Annotated in this window: 14 protein-coding genes and 1 pseudogene; 7 read left to right on the top strand and 8 right to left on the bottom strand. The window is 63.9% G+C overall.

Features of this window, described 5'->3' with window-relative positions; genetic code table 11:
• Positions 1 to 32 precede the first annotated feature (32 nt).
• Genes AC8GDA_RS06125 through AC8GDA_RS06110 form a run of 4 tightly spaced genes read left to right on the top strand, consistent with a single transcriptional unit; the run spans position 33 to position 4035 of the window.
• Positions 33 to 1484, top strand: coding sequence for a circularly permuted type 2 ATP-grasp protein (locus tag AC8GDA_RS06125; protein ID WP_506555648.1), 1452 nt, complete (start codon positions 33 to 35; stop codon positions 1482 to 1484).
• The gene (locus AC8GDA_RS06120) at positions 1474 to 2430 is read left to right on the top strand and encodes an alpha-E domain-containing protein (protein ID WP_506555647.1); all 957 of its coding nucleotides are present in this window, start codon (positions 1474 to 1476) and stop codon (positions 2428 to 2430) included. Before AC8GDA_RS06125 ends, AC8GDA_RS06120 begins: the two co-directional genes overlap by 11 nt.
• Complete coding sequence (locus tag AC8GDA_RS06115) at positions 2430 to 3227, top strand: transglutaminase family protein (protein ID WP_506555646.1); 798 nt, start codon at positions 2430 to 2432, stop codon at positions 3225 to 3227. Before AC8GDA_RS06120 ends, AC8GDA_RS06115 begins: the two co-directional genes overlap by 1 nt.
• Before the next feature lie 28 nt (positions 3228 to 3255).
• Complete coding sequence (locus AC8GDA_RS06110) at positions 3256 to 4035, top strand: proteasome-type protease (RefSeq protein ID WP_506555645.1); 780 nt, start codon at positions 3256 to 3258, stop codon at positions 4033 to 4035.
• A gap of 33 nt (positions 4036 to 4068) precedes the next feature.
• Here the strand turns inward: AC8GDA_RS06110 and AC8GDA_RS06105 are convergent, their stop codons facing one another.
• Positions 4069 to 4536: an LEA/WHy family protein gene (locus AC8GDA_RS06105; RefSeq protein ID WP_506555644.1), complete on the bottom strand. Its 468-nt coding sequence runs from the start codon at positions 4534 to 4536 to the stop codon at positions 4069 to 4071.
• Positions 4537 to 4562: 26 nt separating this feature from the next.
• Here AC8GDA_RS06105 and yaaA point away from each other — a divergent pair, with 26 nt between their 5' ends.
• The gene (gene yaaA / locus AC8GDA_RS06100) at positions 4563 to 5342 is read left to right on the top strand and encodes a peroxide stress protein YaaA (RefSeq protein ID WP_506555643.1); all 780 of its coding nucleotides are present in this window, start codon (positions 4563 to 4565) and stop codon (positions 5340 to 5342) included.
• On the opposite strand, the gene murB is transcribed toward yaaA, so the two are convergent.
• The 4 genes and pseudogenes from murB to metG form a co-directional block, all read right to left on the bottom strand.
• A complete protein-coding gene (gene murB / locus AC8GDA_RS06095; protein WP_506555642.1) occupies positions 5308 to 6351 on the bottom strand; it encodes a UDP-N-acetylmuramate dehydrogenase in 1044 nt (347 codons plus the stop codon). The genes yaaA and murB overlap by 35 nt on opposite strands.
• Positions 6351 to 7148 (bottom strand): segregation and condensation protein A, encoded by a 798-nt coding sequence (locus AC8GDA_RS06090; protein ID WP_506555641.1) that lies wholly within the window; start codon positions 7146 to 7148, stop codon positions 6351 to 6353. Before AC8GDA_RS06090 ends, murB begins: the two co-directional genes overlap by 1 nt.
• Positions 7141 to 7374, bottom strand: coding sequence for a DUF3460 family protein (locus AC8GDA_RS06085; protein ID WP_506555640.1), 234 nt, complete (start codon positions 7372 to 7374; stop codon positions 7141 to 7143). Before AC8GDA_RS06085 ends, AC8GDA_RS06090 begins: the two co-directional genes overlap by 8 nt.
• Before the next feature lie 12 nt (positions 7375 to 7386).
• A pseudogene (gene metG, locus AC8GDA_RS06080) lies at positions 7387 to 9060 on the bottom strand (methionine--tRNA ligase); the annotation flags it as partial.
• 35 nt (positions 9061 to 9095) lie between these two features.
• On the opposite strand from metG, the gene dcd reads away from it, so the two are divergent.
• Entirely contained in the window at positions 9096 to 9662 is a 567-nt protein-coding gene (gene dcd / locus AC8GDA_RS06075; RefSeq protein ID WP_506555639.1) for a dCTP deaminase, read from the top strand.
• A gap of 92 nt (positions 9663 to 9754) precedes the next feature.
• Here dcd and AC8GDA_RS06070 read toward each other — a convergent pair whose 3' ends face one another.
• From AC8GDA_RS06070 to fabI, 3 genes are read right to left on the bottom strand one after another with little or no spacing between them, the layout of a single operon-like run.
• A complete protein-coding gene (locus tag AC8GDA_RS06070) occupies positions 9755 to 10273 on the bottom strand; it encodes a dihydrofolate reductase (RefSeq protein WP_506555638.1) in 519 nt (172 codons plus the stop codon).
• Positions 10273 to 11058, bottom strand: coding sequence for a thymidylate synthase (locus AC8GDA_RS06065; RefSeq protein WP_506557210.1), 786 nt, complete (start codon positions 11056 to 11058; stop codon positions 10273 to 10275). The genes AC8GDA_RS06070 and AC8GDA_RS06065 overlap by 1 nt, the downstream gene beginning before the upstream one ends.
• Positions 11059 to 11088: 30 nt before the next feature.
• Positions 11089 to 11877: an enoyl-ACP reductase FabI gene (gene fabI / locus AC8GDA_RS06060; protein WP_506557209.1), complete on the bottom strand. Its 789-nt coding sequence runs from the start codon at positions 11875 to 11877 to the stop codon at positions 11089 to 11091.
• 130 nt (positions 11878 to 12007) lie between these two features.
• Here fabI and AC8GDA_RS06055 point away from each other — a divergent pair, with 130 nt between their 5' ends.
• Complete coding sequence (locus AC8GDA_RS06055; RefSeq protein WP_506555637.1) at positions 12008 to 13837, top strand: extracellular solute-binding protein; 1830 nt, start codon at positions 12008 to 12010, stop codon at positions 13835 to 13837.
• Positions 13838 to 13842 lie beyond the last annotated feature (5 nt).

Raw genomic sequence — 13842 nt, 5'->3', positions numbered from 1 at the left:
TCCGCTGGCATAGGGCTTGCTGGAGGGTCTCTATGGTCTCTGCCTTGTCTTCGCCTTTTGATGAGCTTCTTCTCGCCTACGGCGCCGATGCGGCCGGGGCAAGCCCGCGCGCGCACCTCGAGGGCTTTTGGCAATGGCTTGCGACCCAGCCCCCAGAGTCGCTTGATCGAGCCCGACAAGATGCAGACCTCCTGTTTCGGCGTGTGGGCATCACCTTCAACGTCTATGGGGATGAAGCCGGAGCCGAGCGGCTCATTCCCTTCGACCTCATTCCACGGGTGCTGTCGGGCTCGGAGTGGGCCACCCTGGAGCGAGGCCTGCAGCAGCGGGTGCAGGCACTAAACGCGTTCTTAGAGGACGTTTACTGCGAGGGTGGGCGCATCATCCAAGAAGGCATCGTGCCTGCCGAGCTCATCTACCAGAACCCGCAGTACCGCCCCGAGATTGCAGGCATTCGGCTGCCGCACAAGGTCTGGGCCCATATCAGTGGGGTGGACATCGTGCGGGCTGGGCAGGGCGAGTTCTTCGTGCTCGAGGACAACCTGCGGGTGCCCTCCGGCGTGTCTTACATGATCGAGGACCGTCGGGTGATGATGCGGCTCTTCCCGGAGCTCTTCGCCCAGCATGCGGTTGCGCCAGTCGAGCATTACCCAGACCTGTTGCTTGAACACTTGCGCTCGGTGGCCCCGCCCGGGGTGGACGACCCCACGGTGGTCATCCTCACGCCTGGTGTCTTTAACAGCGCCTATTTTGAGCATGCCTATCTGGCCCAGCAGATGGGCGTGGAGCTCGTTGAGGGCCCGGACCTCTTTGTGTCGGAAGGGCGTGTGTTTGCCAAGACCACACGGGGGCCGCAACGCATCGATGTGATTTACCGGCGCATCGATGACGACTTCCTCGACCCACTCGTCTTTCGAGCAGACTCGGTGCTGGGGGTGCCGGGCCTGGTCTCGGTCTTTCGGGCGGGCCGGGTCTCGATCTGCAATGCCATTGGCACCGGCATTGCAGATGACAAGGCGGTCTACCCGTTCGTGCCCGACATGATCCGCTTCTATCTGGATGAAGACCCAGTGCTCTCGAACGTGCCCACCTTTCTGTGCCGTCGGCCAGATGAGTGTGAACATGTGCTGGCCCACCTCAAAGACCTCGTGGTCAAGGAAACCCATGGCGCCGGCGGCTACGGCATGCTCATTGGTCCGGCCGCGAGCCAGGCCGAGATCGAGGCCTTCCGCCAGCGCATCATTGCCTCGCCGCAGACTTACATCGCCCAGCCCACGCTGGCCTTGTCCACCTGCCCCACCATGGTCTCTGAGGGCATTGCGCCCCGGCATGTCGACCTGCGCCCCTTTGTGCTGAGTGGCCGCAAGACCTCCATGGTGCCGGGTGGCCTCACCCGCGTGGCCTTGAAGAAGGGTTCGCTCGTGGTGAACTCCTCGCAGGGCGGCGGCACCAAAGACACCTGGGTTCTCGACGATGCTCAGTAGGCTGGCCGACCACCTCTTCTGGATGTCTCGCTACATTGAGCGGGCCGAGAACACAGCGCGTCTGCTCGATGTCCAGCACCAGTCCTCCATGCTGCCGGGTGGGCAGGACCTCGCCCATGAGGGCTGGCGTGCCGTGCTCACACTCTCGGAGCTCGATGCCCAGTACTGGGCCACCCACGATCGGGTCACGCCCGAGCGGGTGCTGAACTTCATGGTGGCCGACACCACCAACCCATCGAGCATTGCAAGCTGCCTGCGGGCCGCGCGCGAGAACGCGCGTGCAGTGCGGGTGGTGCTCGCCCCCGACCTCTGGGAGGCGGTCAACAGCAGTTGGCTGGAGTCACAGTCGTTGCTGCGAACCCCGGGCTGGATCCGCGATCCGAGCCGATTCTTTGAGTGGGTGAAGCTGCGGTCTCACCTGTGCCGCGGCGTGATGATCGGCACCATGCTCAAGGACGAGGCCTTCTTCTTTTCTCGCATTGGCACCTTCCTGGAGCGGGCCGACAACACCGCCCGAATTCTCGACATCAAGTATGTGTCGCACGCCACGGGAGGCGCGAGCGCCGCGGTGGGCCGAACCGAGTTCTATTTCTGGGCCTCGGTGCTGCGGTCGGTCTCGGCCTTCGAGATCTACCGAAAGGTCTATCGAGATGTGGTCACGCCGCTGCGCATTGCGGAGCTGCTGATCCAGCGTGCCGACATGCCGCGCTCACTGCTGGCCTGTCTCAACGAGCTCATGGTGAACCTCGATGCCGTGTCGGCCGGTCAGCGTGGCCAGTCGCTTCGCATCGCGGGCCGCATGCAGGCCGAGCTGCAGTACCTCACCATTGATGCCGAGTTCGCGCCCACCATTCACCTCTTCCTCACCAACTTTCTTGCCGAGACGCACCGCCTGGGCCTTCAGATCAGCGAAGAGTTCCTGGTGCCGATCGCGGCCACGGCCTGATGCGGCTCATCGTTGAGCACCAGACCCAGTACGAGTATTCCGAGATGGTGCGCCACGCCATTCAGCGCATGTATCTGCAGCCCATCGAGGGTGCCGCCCAGCGGGTGGTGCGCTGGTCTATCGCGGGCACGGGTGAGGTCTGGTCCCAGCCCGATGCCCACGGGAACACCATGGCCCTCATGGTTGTGGACAAGCCCACCCAACTCATCAGCATTCGGGTGAGCGGCGAGGTGGAGGTGGTGCGGCCGGATGCCCGCCTGGGGCTCTCGAGCCCGGAAGATTCGAGCGCGGTGCCGGTGGCCTATTTTCTCCGCTCGACCCCGCTCACCCAGGCCTCAGACGAATTGTTGGCGTTTGGCCGCACACACCTGCATTCCCAGACCCGTGAAGGCCTGATTGCACTGGCGAGCGCCATTGAAGACACGCTCACCTACACGCCCGGCGCCACCGATGTGGGCAGCACAGCCCTGGAGGCCTGGGCGCGTGGGGCCGGTGTCTGTCAGGACCATGCCCATGTGATGATCGCCATCTGCCGCAGCATGGGGCTGCCCGCCCGTTATGTGAGCGGCTATCTGGCCGGTGAGGCCCGCGCAAGCGAGGCCACCCATGCCTGGATGGAGTGCTGGGTGGAGGGTCAGTGGCAGGGCATCGATGCCACCCATCGGTGTGGTGTGGGAGACCGCTGGCTGCGACTGGCCGTGGGAGCCGATTACGAGGCGGTCTCGCCGGTGCGGGGTGTTCGTCGCGGCGGGGGCGTGGAGTCCATGCGTGTGGCCGTGTCGGTGCACCAGGGCTGATTTCTAACGCTGATTTAGACTCTCACCCATGACCTATTGCGTTGCCACCAATCTTCAGCAGGGCCTGGTGTTCCTTTCGGATTCCCGCACCAATGCGGGCATGGACCAGGTCTCCACCTTCCGCAAAATGACCGTCTATGAGCGGCCCGGCGACCGGGTCTTGGTGCTCATGAGCGCGGGCAACCTGGCCATCACCCAGAGCGTGCGAGACATCCTTCAGAGTGCGCCCGAGTCGGAATCGCTCTGGTCGGCAGCCACCATGGCCGAGGCGGCCGCCCGTGTGGGCGCGGCCGTCCGAAAGGTCCATGCGCGTGACCATGCCGCACTCACGGAGTTCGGCATCGAGTTCAACTGCAGCTTTATTCTGGGTGGGCAGATTCGCGGCGAGGCCTGTCGACTATTTCAGGTCTATGCGGCGGGCAATTACATCGAGGCCCAGGCCGAGTCGCCTTACCTGCAGATCGGGGAATCCAAGTATGGCAAGCCCATTCTCGATCGGGTGATCACGCCCGAGACCGACCTCGACGACGCCATGAAGTGTGTCCTGATCTCGATGGACTCGACGCTGAAGTCCAACATCTCGGTGGGCCTGCCCCTGGACCTCTTGGTCTATCGGGCCGACGAACTCAAGGTGAGCCGGTTTGTGTCCATCACCGAGAAGAACCCGTACTTCGACCTCATTCACCAGGCCTGGGGTCGACTCATTCGGGAGGCCTTCGCGGGGCTGCCATCCCCCGACTGGAACGCCATGGGCACGGAGGCCTCAAGGCCTGTTTTTGAGCGAATGATTCGCTCGGTGGATCAGTAGGGCAGGCGCGGGGCCGGAAGGCCGATTAGGCAGCTAGCGCCGCGGTGCTTCGAGGCGGCCTGATTTCTCATAGCGCAGGGGAATGAGGCCGTTGCCGGTGGTGCCAGTGCCCACCACGCGCACCTCGAGCAGTCCACTCACCAGCGACAACGCCACCCGAGATAGGCTGCTGGGCAAGGTCTTGAATTCCACGCGGCCACTCAGAGGAATGCTCACCGACGACTGCGCAGCGAGCTGGTGCACCGGCTGCATGGCCTTGAGGTTGAGCACGGTCTCGCCCTGAATTTGAAGGTCGGCCGCCAGGTTCTCGAGCGGAATGCTCACCTGGTTGGGGTTGAACACACGAAGGGTTACCGTGACCTGTGCGCCCTCGCGGTCGAACTGACCAACCCGCATGTCCACGGCCTCGATGGTGGGCTTGATGCTCACACCGGCCGGGCCGGCGCAGCCAACGAGCAGCAGGAATGGGGCCAGAAGCCATGTGAGATGCCAGTTCTTCATGTGCTCAGTATGGCATGATCTTTTTCATGCTGATGTTGCTCTCACCTGCCAAAACGCTCGACTATGAGTCGCCCGTGGCCGTTGGGCCGGCCTTCATGCCGCCGCTCATGTCCGAGGCGGCCGTGCTCATCGAGATCCTGCGACAGAAGTCCTCCGCAGAGATCTCTGCCCTCATGGACATCAGCCCCAAGCTGGCCGATCTCAACCAGGCCCGCTATCAGGCCTGGTCCACCAAGCCCCCCAAAGATGCCACCCGGGCCGCGGTGCTCGCCTTTAATGGCGATGTCTACGAGGGCCTGGATGCGCGAAGCCTCGATGCGGCCTCGCTCGCCTGGGCGCAGTCGCACCTCATCATTCTCTCGGGCCTCTACGGCGTGCTGCGTCCGCTCGATGCCCTGCAGCCGTATCGCTTGGAAATGGGCACGTCCTTGGCCAACCCACGGGGCGCAAACCTCTATCGGTACTGGTCCGACCAGGTCACGACGGCCATCACACAGAGTGAGGCCATGCAGTCCGAAGCCCCCTGGCTGTTGAACCTCGCTTCCGATGAATACTTCAAGGTGGTCGATGCCAAGCGGGTGGCGGCGCCCATCATCAGCCCGGTCTTTCAGGATGAGAAGGCGGGCCGCTACAAGGTCATCAGCTTCTATGCCAAGCGGGCCCGGGGTCTCATGGCCCGTTATGCCATCGAGCAGCGGGTCTCACACCCCGACGATCTCCTGGGCTTTGCAGCCGAGGGCTATGCCTTCGATGCCGAGGCCTCGGCTCCACTCAAGCCCGTCTTTCGACGGGCGGAACAATCGTAGGCTCGGGCTCGAGCCAAATGCCAAAGCGCTCCAACACCCGCTGCTGAACTTCACGGGCCAGGCCCATGATGTCCTCCGCGGTGGCCGTCCCGTGATTCACCAGCACCAGGGCGTGATGGTCGTACACGCCTGCCGCGCCATGCCGATGGCCCTTGAGGCCAGCGGCCTCGATGAGCCAGCCCGCCGAGAGCTTGACCCCCTGCGCGCCTGCATACTGCGGCATGCGGGGGTGGTGCTCGGCCAGCACCGTGGCCACCGCCTCGGGCACCGCAGGGTTCTGAAAAAAGCTGCCCACATTGCCCAGTTGCTCCGGGTCGGGCAGCTTCTGGCGCCGCAGGGCCATCACGGTGTGGGCCAGGCGCATCGGGGCTTCGGGGCCGGGCGCATCGAGCCCTTCCAGGCCCGCATAGCCCACCACCAAGGGCGCCTTGTGCGCGGGCCACAGGCCGAAGTCCACCGCGGTGATCAGGTAGCGGGCGTGGTCCCAGGGGCCTTGCACGCTGGGGTCTTTGAACTGGCTGTGTCGGTAGCCAAAGCCGCATTCGTCGGCACGAAAGACGCAGTGTGCATGGGCTTGAAAATCCCAGGCATGCACGGCGAGGATGCGGTCACACAGCTCGACCCCATAGGCGCCAATGTTCTGAATGGGGGCCGCACCCACCGTGCCCGGAATGAGGCTTAGATTCTCCAGGCCGCCCAGGCCTTGGGCCAGGGTCCAGATCACGAACCGATGCCAGCCCTCGCCGGCCGCGCAGCGAATCACGATGCGGTCGTCCTGCGCGGGCAGCCGAACGATGCCGGTCAACTGGTTGTGAATGACCGTGGCCTTGAGCGGCGCCTTTGCATCGGCCCGCACCACCAGGTTGCTGCCACCGCCCAAAATGAGCCTGGGGGCATCCGCCAGCCGGGCCGAGAGGCCGGGCAGTTGAAGCGAGTCGGTCAGGCAGACCAGGTCGTCTGCATGGCTCGGGAGCCCCAGGCTGGTGAGGTGCCCGAATGCAACGGACATCAGTGGGTCTGGTGGCCGAGCCGAATGTAGATGGGCGCGAACGGTGCGGCCTGCGTGATGTCCACGAGGCCTTCTCGGGCCAGCTCCAGAAGCGCCAGAAAGTGCACCACGATCACCGGAATGCCGCCGCCCTCGCGCAGGGCTGCCATGAAGAGGTCGCTGAATTCCACGAACTGGGCGGCCTGCAGCTGCCGCAGTATCTTGGACATGTGCTCGCGCACCGAGAGGGACTCTCGCGAGACCTGATGATGCGCCACGAGCTTGGCCTTCTTCAGAATCTCACGCCAGGCGGCTTGAAGGTCGAGTGCATTGACATCCGGAAGGCGCGGCGCGATGGACTGCTCGAGGAAGACCTGTGCCACGGCGATGTCTCGGCCCACCTGCGGGAGCTGGTCGATCTGCAGGGCGGCCATCTTCATGCGCTCGTACTCCACGAGCCGTCGAACCAGCTCGGCCCGAGGGTCCTCGGGCTCCTCATCGCCGGCCTGCACCCGCACGGGCAGGAGCATTCGCGATTTGATCTCGATGAGCATGGCCGCCATGAGCAGGTACTCGGCGGCGAGTTCCAGGTTGGTCTGACGGACCTCATCAATGTAGCGCAGGTACTGCTGCGTGACCTCGGCCATGGGAATGTCGAGGATGTTGAAGTTCTGGCGCCGGATGAGGTAGAGCAGCAGGTCGAGCGGGCCCTCGAAGGCATCGAGAATGATCTCGAGGGCATCGGGCGGGATGTAGAGGTCTTGCGGCAGCGAGCCCATGGGCTCGCCATACAGCCGCGGGGTGAGGGTGTCAGACATTGGGGCCTGGCCGCGCTGGGCCGTTGTACACATAGGGCTGCTGGGGCACCCTGGCAGAACGCTCACGCGCAATCTGGTCGGGCGACTTTGGAGGCTTGTCCCAGAGCAGGGAGCGGCCAGCCTGCTGCTTTTGCTCAAGGCCGGGCTGCTCGAGCTTGAGGCCCTCAATGAAGCTGGTGGCTTCTGACACATAGTGCGGGCGGGCGAAACGAAAGACAAAGGGCATGGGGCTTCCTTAGCGGTTGGCGTCGATCAGGCGGTCGATCGCATCGCGATCGACCCGGGTCATGAGGTGGGCGAAGGTGTTGAGCTGGAGCAACTCGGGCGCATCGAGGTCATCCCAGCCCCAGGCTGTGGTCTGGAAGACGTCGGCCTCCACCTGGGCCACCGTGGCTGGGCAGATGGGCTTCAAGAGAATGCTCAGGCGGGCAAAGCAGCGCAGGGTGGTGGAGAGCACGCGATGAAGAACCTCGGGGTCGGTCTCGCGCTTGGCCATCTCCCAGGGCTTGTGGCGGTCGACATACGCATTCACGGCATCCATCAGGCCCACGAGTTCTCGCACCACGCGTGCGGTGTCTCGGGCTTCGTAGCCTTCGGCGAGGGAGTCGGCGGCATCCACGAGCAATTGCTCCAATGCAGCATGGTCGGTGCCAGGGGCGGCCCTGCGGGCATCTGCGAGCAGTTGGCCATCGAAGCGTTTGTTGATGAAGCCGGCCGAGCGGCTGGCAATGTTCACGAACTTTCCAACCAGGTCGCTGTTCACCTTGGCGATGAAGTCGTTGAAGTTGAGGTCGAGGTCTTCCATCGACCCGTTGAGCTTGGAGGCGAAGTAGTAGCGCAGCCACTCGGGGTTGAGCCCCTGCTCGATGTAACTCTGGGCGGTGATGAAGGTGCCGCGCGACTTGCTCATCTTGGCGCCATCGACCGTGAGAAAGCCGTGGGCGTAGACGCGGGTAGGGGTTCGCATGCCGGCGAAGTGCAGCATGGCGGGCCAGAAGAGGGTGTGGAAGTAGAGGATGTCCTTGCCGATGAAGTGCACCTGCTCCACTGCAGAGTCTGGGCCAATGAAGCGCTCGAGCGTGTCGCCGTGGAGCTCGCACCAGCGGGCGAGCGCTGCGTAATAGCCCACGGGGGCATCGAGCCAGACGTAGAAGTACTTGCCGGGGGCGCCAGGAATCTCAAAGCCGAAGTAGGGGGCATCGCGAGAGATGTCCCAGTCGTTGAGTGGTGTGTCTGCGCTGAGCCATTCACGCAGCTTGTTGGCGGCCTCGGGCTGAAGCCGGCCAGAGTTCAGCGCCCAGTCGCGCAGGAAGTCCACGCAGCGTGGGTCGGAAAGGCGGAAGAAGTGGTGGTCACTCTCACGGGTCTCGGGGGTGGCGCCGCTCACGGCCGAGGTGGGGTTGATCAGGTCGGTGGGCGCATAGGTGGCGCCGCAGGCCTCGCAGGAGTCGCCGTACTGGTCTTTGGCGCGGCACTTGGGGCACTCGCCTCGAATGAACCGGTCGGGCAGAAACATCTTCTCCACCGGGTCGTAGAGCTGCTCGATGGTGCGCACCTCAATGAGGCCAGCCTCTTTCAGGGCGCCATAGATGCGCTCGGAGAGGGCCTTGTTCTCAGGCGAGTGGGTGGAGTGGTAGATGTCAAAGTCCACCCCGAAGGATTCAAAATCTCGGCGGTGCTCGTGCCAGACCCGCTCGATCAGCGCCTCGGGTGTGATGCCTTCCTTCTGGGCGCGAAGCATGATGGGGGTGCCATGGGTGTCATCGGCACAGGCGTAGACCACCTCGTGGCCGCGAAGCCGCTGATAGCGCGCCCAGATGTCGGTCTGGATGTATTCCACCAGGTGCCCAATGTGGATGGCCCCGTTGGCATAGGGCAGGGCGGAGGTGAGAAAAATCGAGCGTATGGGCATAACCGGTCATTTTACTGGTTCGGTCATAATTGGGCATGGCGATTAAGAGCGACCACTGGATCCGGCGCATGTCGGCCGAACACGGCATGATCGAACCCTTCGAGGCGGGGCAGGTTCGCGAGGCCAACGGCCAGCGCATTGTGTCCTACGGCACCTCGAGCTATGGCTACGACGTGCGCTGTGCCAACGAATTCAAGATCTTCACCAACATCAACAGCACCATCGTGGACCCGAAGGCCTTCGACCCGGGCTCCTTCGTCGATTTCAAAGGCGATGTCTGCATCATTCCGCCCAACTCCTTTGCGCTGGCCCGAACTGTGGAGTACTTCCGCATTCCCCGGAGCGTGCTGACGGTCTGCCTCGGAAAAAGCACGTACGCACGCTGCGGCATCATCGTGAACGTAACGCCCTTGGAGCCAGAGTGGGAGGGCCACGTCACGCTGGAGTTCTCCAACACCACGCCGCTGCCGGCCAAGATCTACGCCGGTGAGGGCTGCGCCCAGATGCTCTTCTTCGAGAGCGATGAGGTCTGCGCCACGTCTTACAAAGACCGTGGCGGCAAGTACCAAGGCCAGACCGGCGTCACGCTGCCCAAGACGTAAGAAAGCACCCTGGCCCTGCCTCAGGGGCCTCGCCATCCCGGCCTTGCGCAGGGGCTCACCATGTCCGTTCTGCTGCCTCTCCGAGGTGCCCCTCAGCGCGGTCCGCGTCGCTCGTGGCGCACAAACGTGTAACCCAGCCCCTTCGATTCTCCTCGCTCACCCGGGGTGCGAACCCACTGGGCCGGGTCCAGTGGCGGGAAGAATGCATCGCCCTCGGGCGAGGCCTCAATCTCAGTGGCCTCGATCACATCCAACTGCGCCATGCACTGGCTGTAGATCTCGGCACCACCAATCACCATCAGTTCATCCAGGCCGCGCGCCCGGGCCATCTCCAGGGCGTCGGCCAGGCTGCTCGCACGTGTGATCGGGTCGGCCCCCACCACCTCGGGCGTCCAGGCCGATGACCGTGTGAGCACCATCTGAGGGCGGCCTGGCAGTGGCCGGCCGAGTGTGGCCAAAATCGACTCGAAGGTCTTGCGGCCCATGAGCACCGTCTTGCCCATGGTCAGGGCCTTGAAGTGGGCCAGGTCCTCGGGAATGTGCCAGGGCATGCGGTTGTCGAGCCCAATGCAATGGTTCTGGCCCATCGCCACCACGGCCACCAGCCTCATCAGACGGCCACCGGCGCCTTGATCGCCGGGTGCGACTCGTAGCCCTCGATCACAAAGTCCTCGAACGCATACTCAAACAAACTGGACGGCCTGCGCAGGATGCGCAGCTGCGGCAGCGGCAGGGGCTCGCGCTGGAGCTGCAGCTGCGCCTGCTCCAGGTGGTTGTTGTAGAGGTGGCAGTCGCCGCCCGTCCAGATGAAGTCCCCCACGGCCAGGTCCGTCTGCTGGGCCACCATGTGGGTGAGCAGGGCATAGCTGGCGATGTTAAAGGGCACGCCCAGGAAGATGTCGGCACTGCGCTGATACAACTGGCACGAGAGCTTGCCGTCGGCCACATAGAACTGGAAGAAGGCGTGGCAGGGGGCGAGCGCCATCTCGGGCAGTTGGCCCACGTTCCAGGCGCTCACAATCAGCCGGCGCGAGTCTGGGTTCTGCCGAATGTCGCGCACGACATCGGCGAGCTGATCAATCACATGGTGCGGGTTGTCTGGCTGGGGGGCGGGCCATGCCCGCCACTGCTTCCCATAGATGGGACCGAGCTCGCCATCAGGCCGAGCCCACTCATCCCAAATGCTCACGCCGGCCGCCTGCAGGCTCTTCACATTGGTCTCGCCGCGCAGGAACCAGAGCAGCTCATGAATGATGCTCTTGGTGTGCAGCTTCTTGGTGGTGACCATGGGAAAGCCATCGGCCAGGTTGAATCGCATCTGCCAGCCAAAGACTGATCGGGTGCCCGTGCCGGTGCGGTCGGTCTTCTCTGTGCCATGCGCCAGCACGTGGCGCATGAGGTCGAGGTAGGCCTTCAACCCGGGCCCTTAACCTTCGATGAGCCCAGAGGCCACCGTGGAGAAGCCAGCGTCTACATAGGTGATCTCACCCGTCACGCCGGCGGCCAGGTCCGAGAGTAAAAAGGCGCAGACGTTGCCCACATCGTCGATGGTCACATTGCGACGCAGGGGTGCGTTCTTCTCCACCACCGACAAAATATTTCCGAAGCCCTTGATGCCACTGGCGGCCAGGGTTTTGATGGGCCCGGCCGACACGCCATTGACCCGAATGCCCTTGGGGCCCACGCTCGAGGCCAGGTAGCGCACCGAGGCCTCCAGGCTCGCCTTGGCCAGCCCCATGGTGTTGTAGGCGGGCACCATGCGCTCGGCCCCCAGGTAGGTGAGGGTGATCATGGCCGAGGGCCGGCCTTCCATGAGTGGCAGCAGGGCCTTGGCCAGGGCGCCAAAGCTGTAGGCGCTGATGTCATGGGCCGTCTGAAAGCCCTCACGGGAGAAGCCCTCGAGGAAGTCGCCGGCAATCGCCTCTCGGGGCGCAAAGGCAATCGCGTGCACCAGGCCATCCAGGTGAGGCCAGTGGGCCGCCAGGGCGCCGGGCAGGGCATTGATCTGCGCATCCTCGGCCACATCGAGCGAGAAGCACAGCGTGCTGTTGAACTCCGCGGCCATCTCGCGCACCCGGCCCTCGAAGCGCTCGCCCTGGTAGGTGAAGGCGAGCTCGGCCCCCTGGGCGTGGCAGGCCTTGGCAATGCCATAGGCAATGGATCGATTCGACAGCAGGCCGGTGATGAGAATGCGCTTTCCGTGAAGGAAGGACATGGACGAGGACTCCGTTTGGACAGAAGGATTCATTGCATTCTACGTTTCCCAGCGCCTCCCCCCAGGCCCAAGGGTTTGGTCTGCAACACCGGAAGCCAAGAGCCTTGGCCCTTGGGTACACTCTCCCATCATGGAAGCAAGCCGCACCTGCTGGCGTTCGATACAGGCCCTGATCATGCTGATCGGCGTCGGCACATGGCTTTGCGCTGCAGCGCAGTCATGGGTGCCATCCATGGCCCTTGGGGGTAGTCCCAAGTACAGCCGGGGCTTCTCCCATTTCGAGTACACCGACCCGGCCGCCAAGAAGGGCGGCGACCTTCGCCTGGCCGCCATGGGCAGCTTCGACAAGCTCAACCCCTTCACCCTCAAGGGCATGCAAGCCCGCGGCCTCATGGAGCTGGTCTTTGAGCCACTGGCCATTGGCAGCCTGGATGAGCCCATGACCATGTATGGCCTGCTCGCCCGCGACATGATGCTGGCCGAGGATGGCCTGTCGATGTCGTTTCGGCTTCACCCGGCTGCCAAGTTCTCCGATGGCAGCCCCGTGCTCGCCACCGACGTGAAGTTCTCCTTCGACACCCTGCGCAGCAAGGCCGCCAGCCCCATTTGGCGCAACTATTGGGCCGATGTGCGGGAGGCCGTGGTGGTCGATGAGCGCACCATCCGCTTCGACTTTCGTCGTCGCAATCGCGAGCTGCACATGATCGTGGCGAGCGTGCCCGTCTTCTCGAAAAACTGGGGCGGCGCGCTGCCCTTTGACCAGTGGGTTCAGCAGGTGCCCATCGGCAGTGGCCCCTATGCCGTGGGCCGGGTCGACCTCGGCCGCAACATCACCTACGAGCGGCGCAAAGACTACTGGGCCGCCAGCCTCCCTGTGCGGGCCAACCAGTTCAACTTCGATCGCATCAGCTTTCGCTATTACAAGGATGTCTTCGCCCGGCTGGAGGCCCTGAAGGCCGGCGAGTTCGACTTCATTCATGAGAATGCGGCCAAGAACTGGGCCCGCTCCTACCAGGGTCGCGCCTTCGACACCAAAGAACTCATCAAGGCCGAGCTGCCCAACGCCAACCCCGCAGGCCTGCAGGCCTTCTTTTTCAATGTGCGCCGTCCCCAGTTTGCCGACCGTCGGGTGCGTGCGGCCATTGAGCTGGCCATGGATTTCGAGTGGATGAACCGGCAACTCTTCTACGACCAGTACAAGCGATCGAACTCGTACTTCACCAACACCGACATGGCGGCCAAGGGCCGACCCTCGGCCAGCGAGGAGGCGGTGCTTCGCAGTCTGGCGCTGCAGACGGGCGTGCCATTGCCTCCGGGGGTGCTTGGGGCTGTGCCGGAGCCGCCCACGACCAGCCCCCCGGGAAGCCTGCGGGGGAACCTGCGCCGAGCCAAGCAGCTCTTGGCCGAGGCGGGCTGGACCATTCAAGGCGGCGTGCTGCGCAACGCCAAGGGCGAGCCCTTTGCCTTCGAGATTCTCATCAACCAGCGCAGCTGGGAGCGGGTGGTGGCGCCCTTTGCCCGCAATCTCCAGACCCTGGGCATTCGTGTGGAGACCCGCATGACCGATGCCTCGGTCTACAAGAAGCGCGTGGATGACTACGACTTCGACATGATCGTTCACTGGTATCTCTCGAGCCAGAACCCAGGCAATGAACTCCTCTTTCGGTTCACGGGTCGCTCCGCTGACGAGCCGGGCGCGGACAACTTCATCGGTGTTCGCAGCCCGCTGGTCGATGCCGCCATCGAGCGCGTGGTGGGTGCGGGCTCTCGGGAGGGCCTTGTGACAGCAGCCCGTGTGCTCGATCGCCTGCTGAGGGTGGAGCACTATGCCGTGGCCAACTGGCACAACAATGTGCACCGAGTGGCGTATCGTCAGGGCCTCATGTCGCCGCCCACCCGTCCACTCTATTACCACTCGGAAGACTGGGCCATGACGGCCTGGTGGTGGGGGTCTCGTTGAACGCC

The sequence above is a fragment of the Hahnella aquatica (SeqCode) genome, from assembly GCF_965194505.1.
Taxonomy (GTDB): domain Bacteria; phylum Pseudomonadota; class Gammaproteobacteria; order Burkholderiales; family Burkholderiaceae_A; genus Hahnella; species Hahnella aquatica.
Note: the sequence above shows the minus strand (reverse complement) of the source record. Positions and strands in the feature narration are given on the sequence as shown.

What these genes read in the sequence shown, in the direction of transcription:
- AC8GDA_RS06125 (WP_506555648.1), top strand. Translation starts at nt 33, where the DNA reads ATGGTCTCTGCCTTGTCTTCGCCTTTTGATGAGCTTCTTCTCGCCTAC.
- AC8GDA_RS06120 (WP_506555647.1), top strand. Translation starts at nt 1,474, where the DNA reads ATGCTCAGTAGGCTGGCCGACCACCTCTTCTGGATGTCTCGCTACATT.
- AC8GDA_RS06115 (WP_506555646.1), top strand. Translation starts at nt 2,430, where the DNA reads ATGCGGCTCATCGTTGAGCACCAGACCCAGTACGAGTATTCCGAGATG.
- AC8GDA_RS06110 (WP_506555645.1), top strand. Translation starts at nt 3,256, where the DNA reads ATGACCTATTGCGTTGCCACCAATCTTCAGCAGGGCCTGGTGTTCCTT.
- AC8GDA_RS06105 (WP_506555644.1), bottom strand. Translation starts at nt 4,536, where the DNA reads ATGAAGAACTGGCATCTCACATGGCTTCTGGCCCCATTCCTGCTGCTC.
- yaaA (WP_506555643.1), top strand. Translation starts at nt 4,563, where the DNA reads ATGCTGATGTTGCTCTCACCTGCCAAAACGCTCGACTATGAGTCGCCC.
- murB (WP_506555642.1), bottom strand. Translation starts at nt 6,351, where the DNA reads ATGTCCGTTGCATTCGGGCACCTCACCAGCCTGGGGCTCCCGAGCCAT.
- AC8GDA_RS06090 (WP_506555641.1), bottom strand. Translation starts at nt 7,148, where the DNA reads ATGTCTGACACCCTCACCCCGCGGCTGTATGGCGAGCCCATGGGCTCG.
- AC8GDA_RS06085 (WP_506555640.1), bottom strand. Translation starts at nt 7,374, where the DNA reads ATGCCCTTTGTCTTTCGTTTCGCCCGCCCGCACTATGTGTCAGAAGCC.
- dcd (WP_506555639.1), top strand. Translation starts at nt 9,096, where the DNA reads ATGGCGATTAAGAGCGACCACTGGATCCGGCGCATGTCGGCCGAACAC.
- AC8GDA_RS06070 (WP_506555638.1), bottom strand. Translation starts at nt 10,273, where the DNA reads ATGAGGCTGGTGGCCGTGGTGGCGATGGGCCAGAACCATTGCATTGGG.
- AC8GDA_RS06065 (WP_506557210.1), bottom strand. Translation starts at nt 11,058, where the DNA reads ATGCGCCACGTGCTGGCGCATGGCACAGAGAAGACCGACCGCACCGGC.
- fabI (WP_506557209.1), bottom strand. Translation starts at nt 11,877, where the DNA reads ATGTCCTTCCTTCACGGAAAGCGCATTCTCATCACCGGCCTGCTGTCG.
- AC8GDA_RS06055 (WP_506555637.1), top strand. Translation starts at nt 12,008, where the DNA reads ATGGAAGCAAGCCGCACCTGCTGGCGTTCGATACAGGCCCTGATCATG.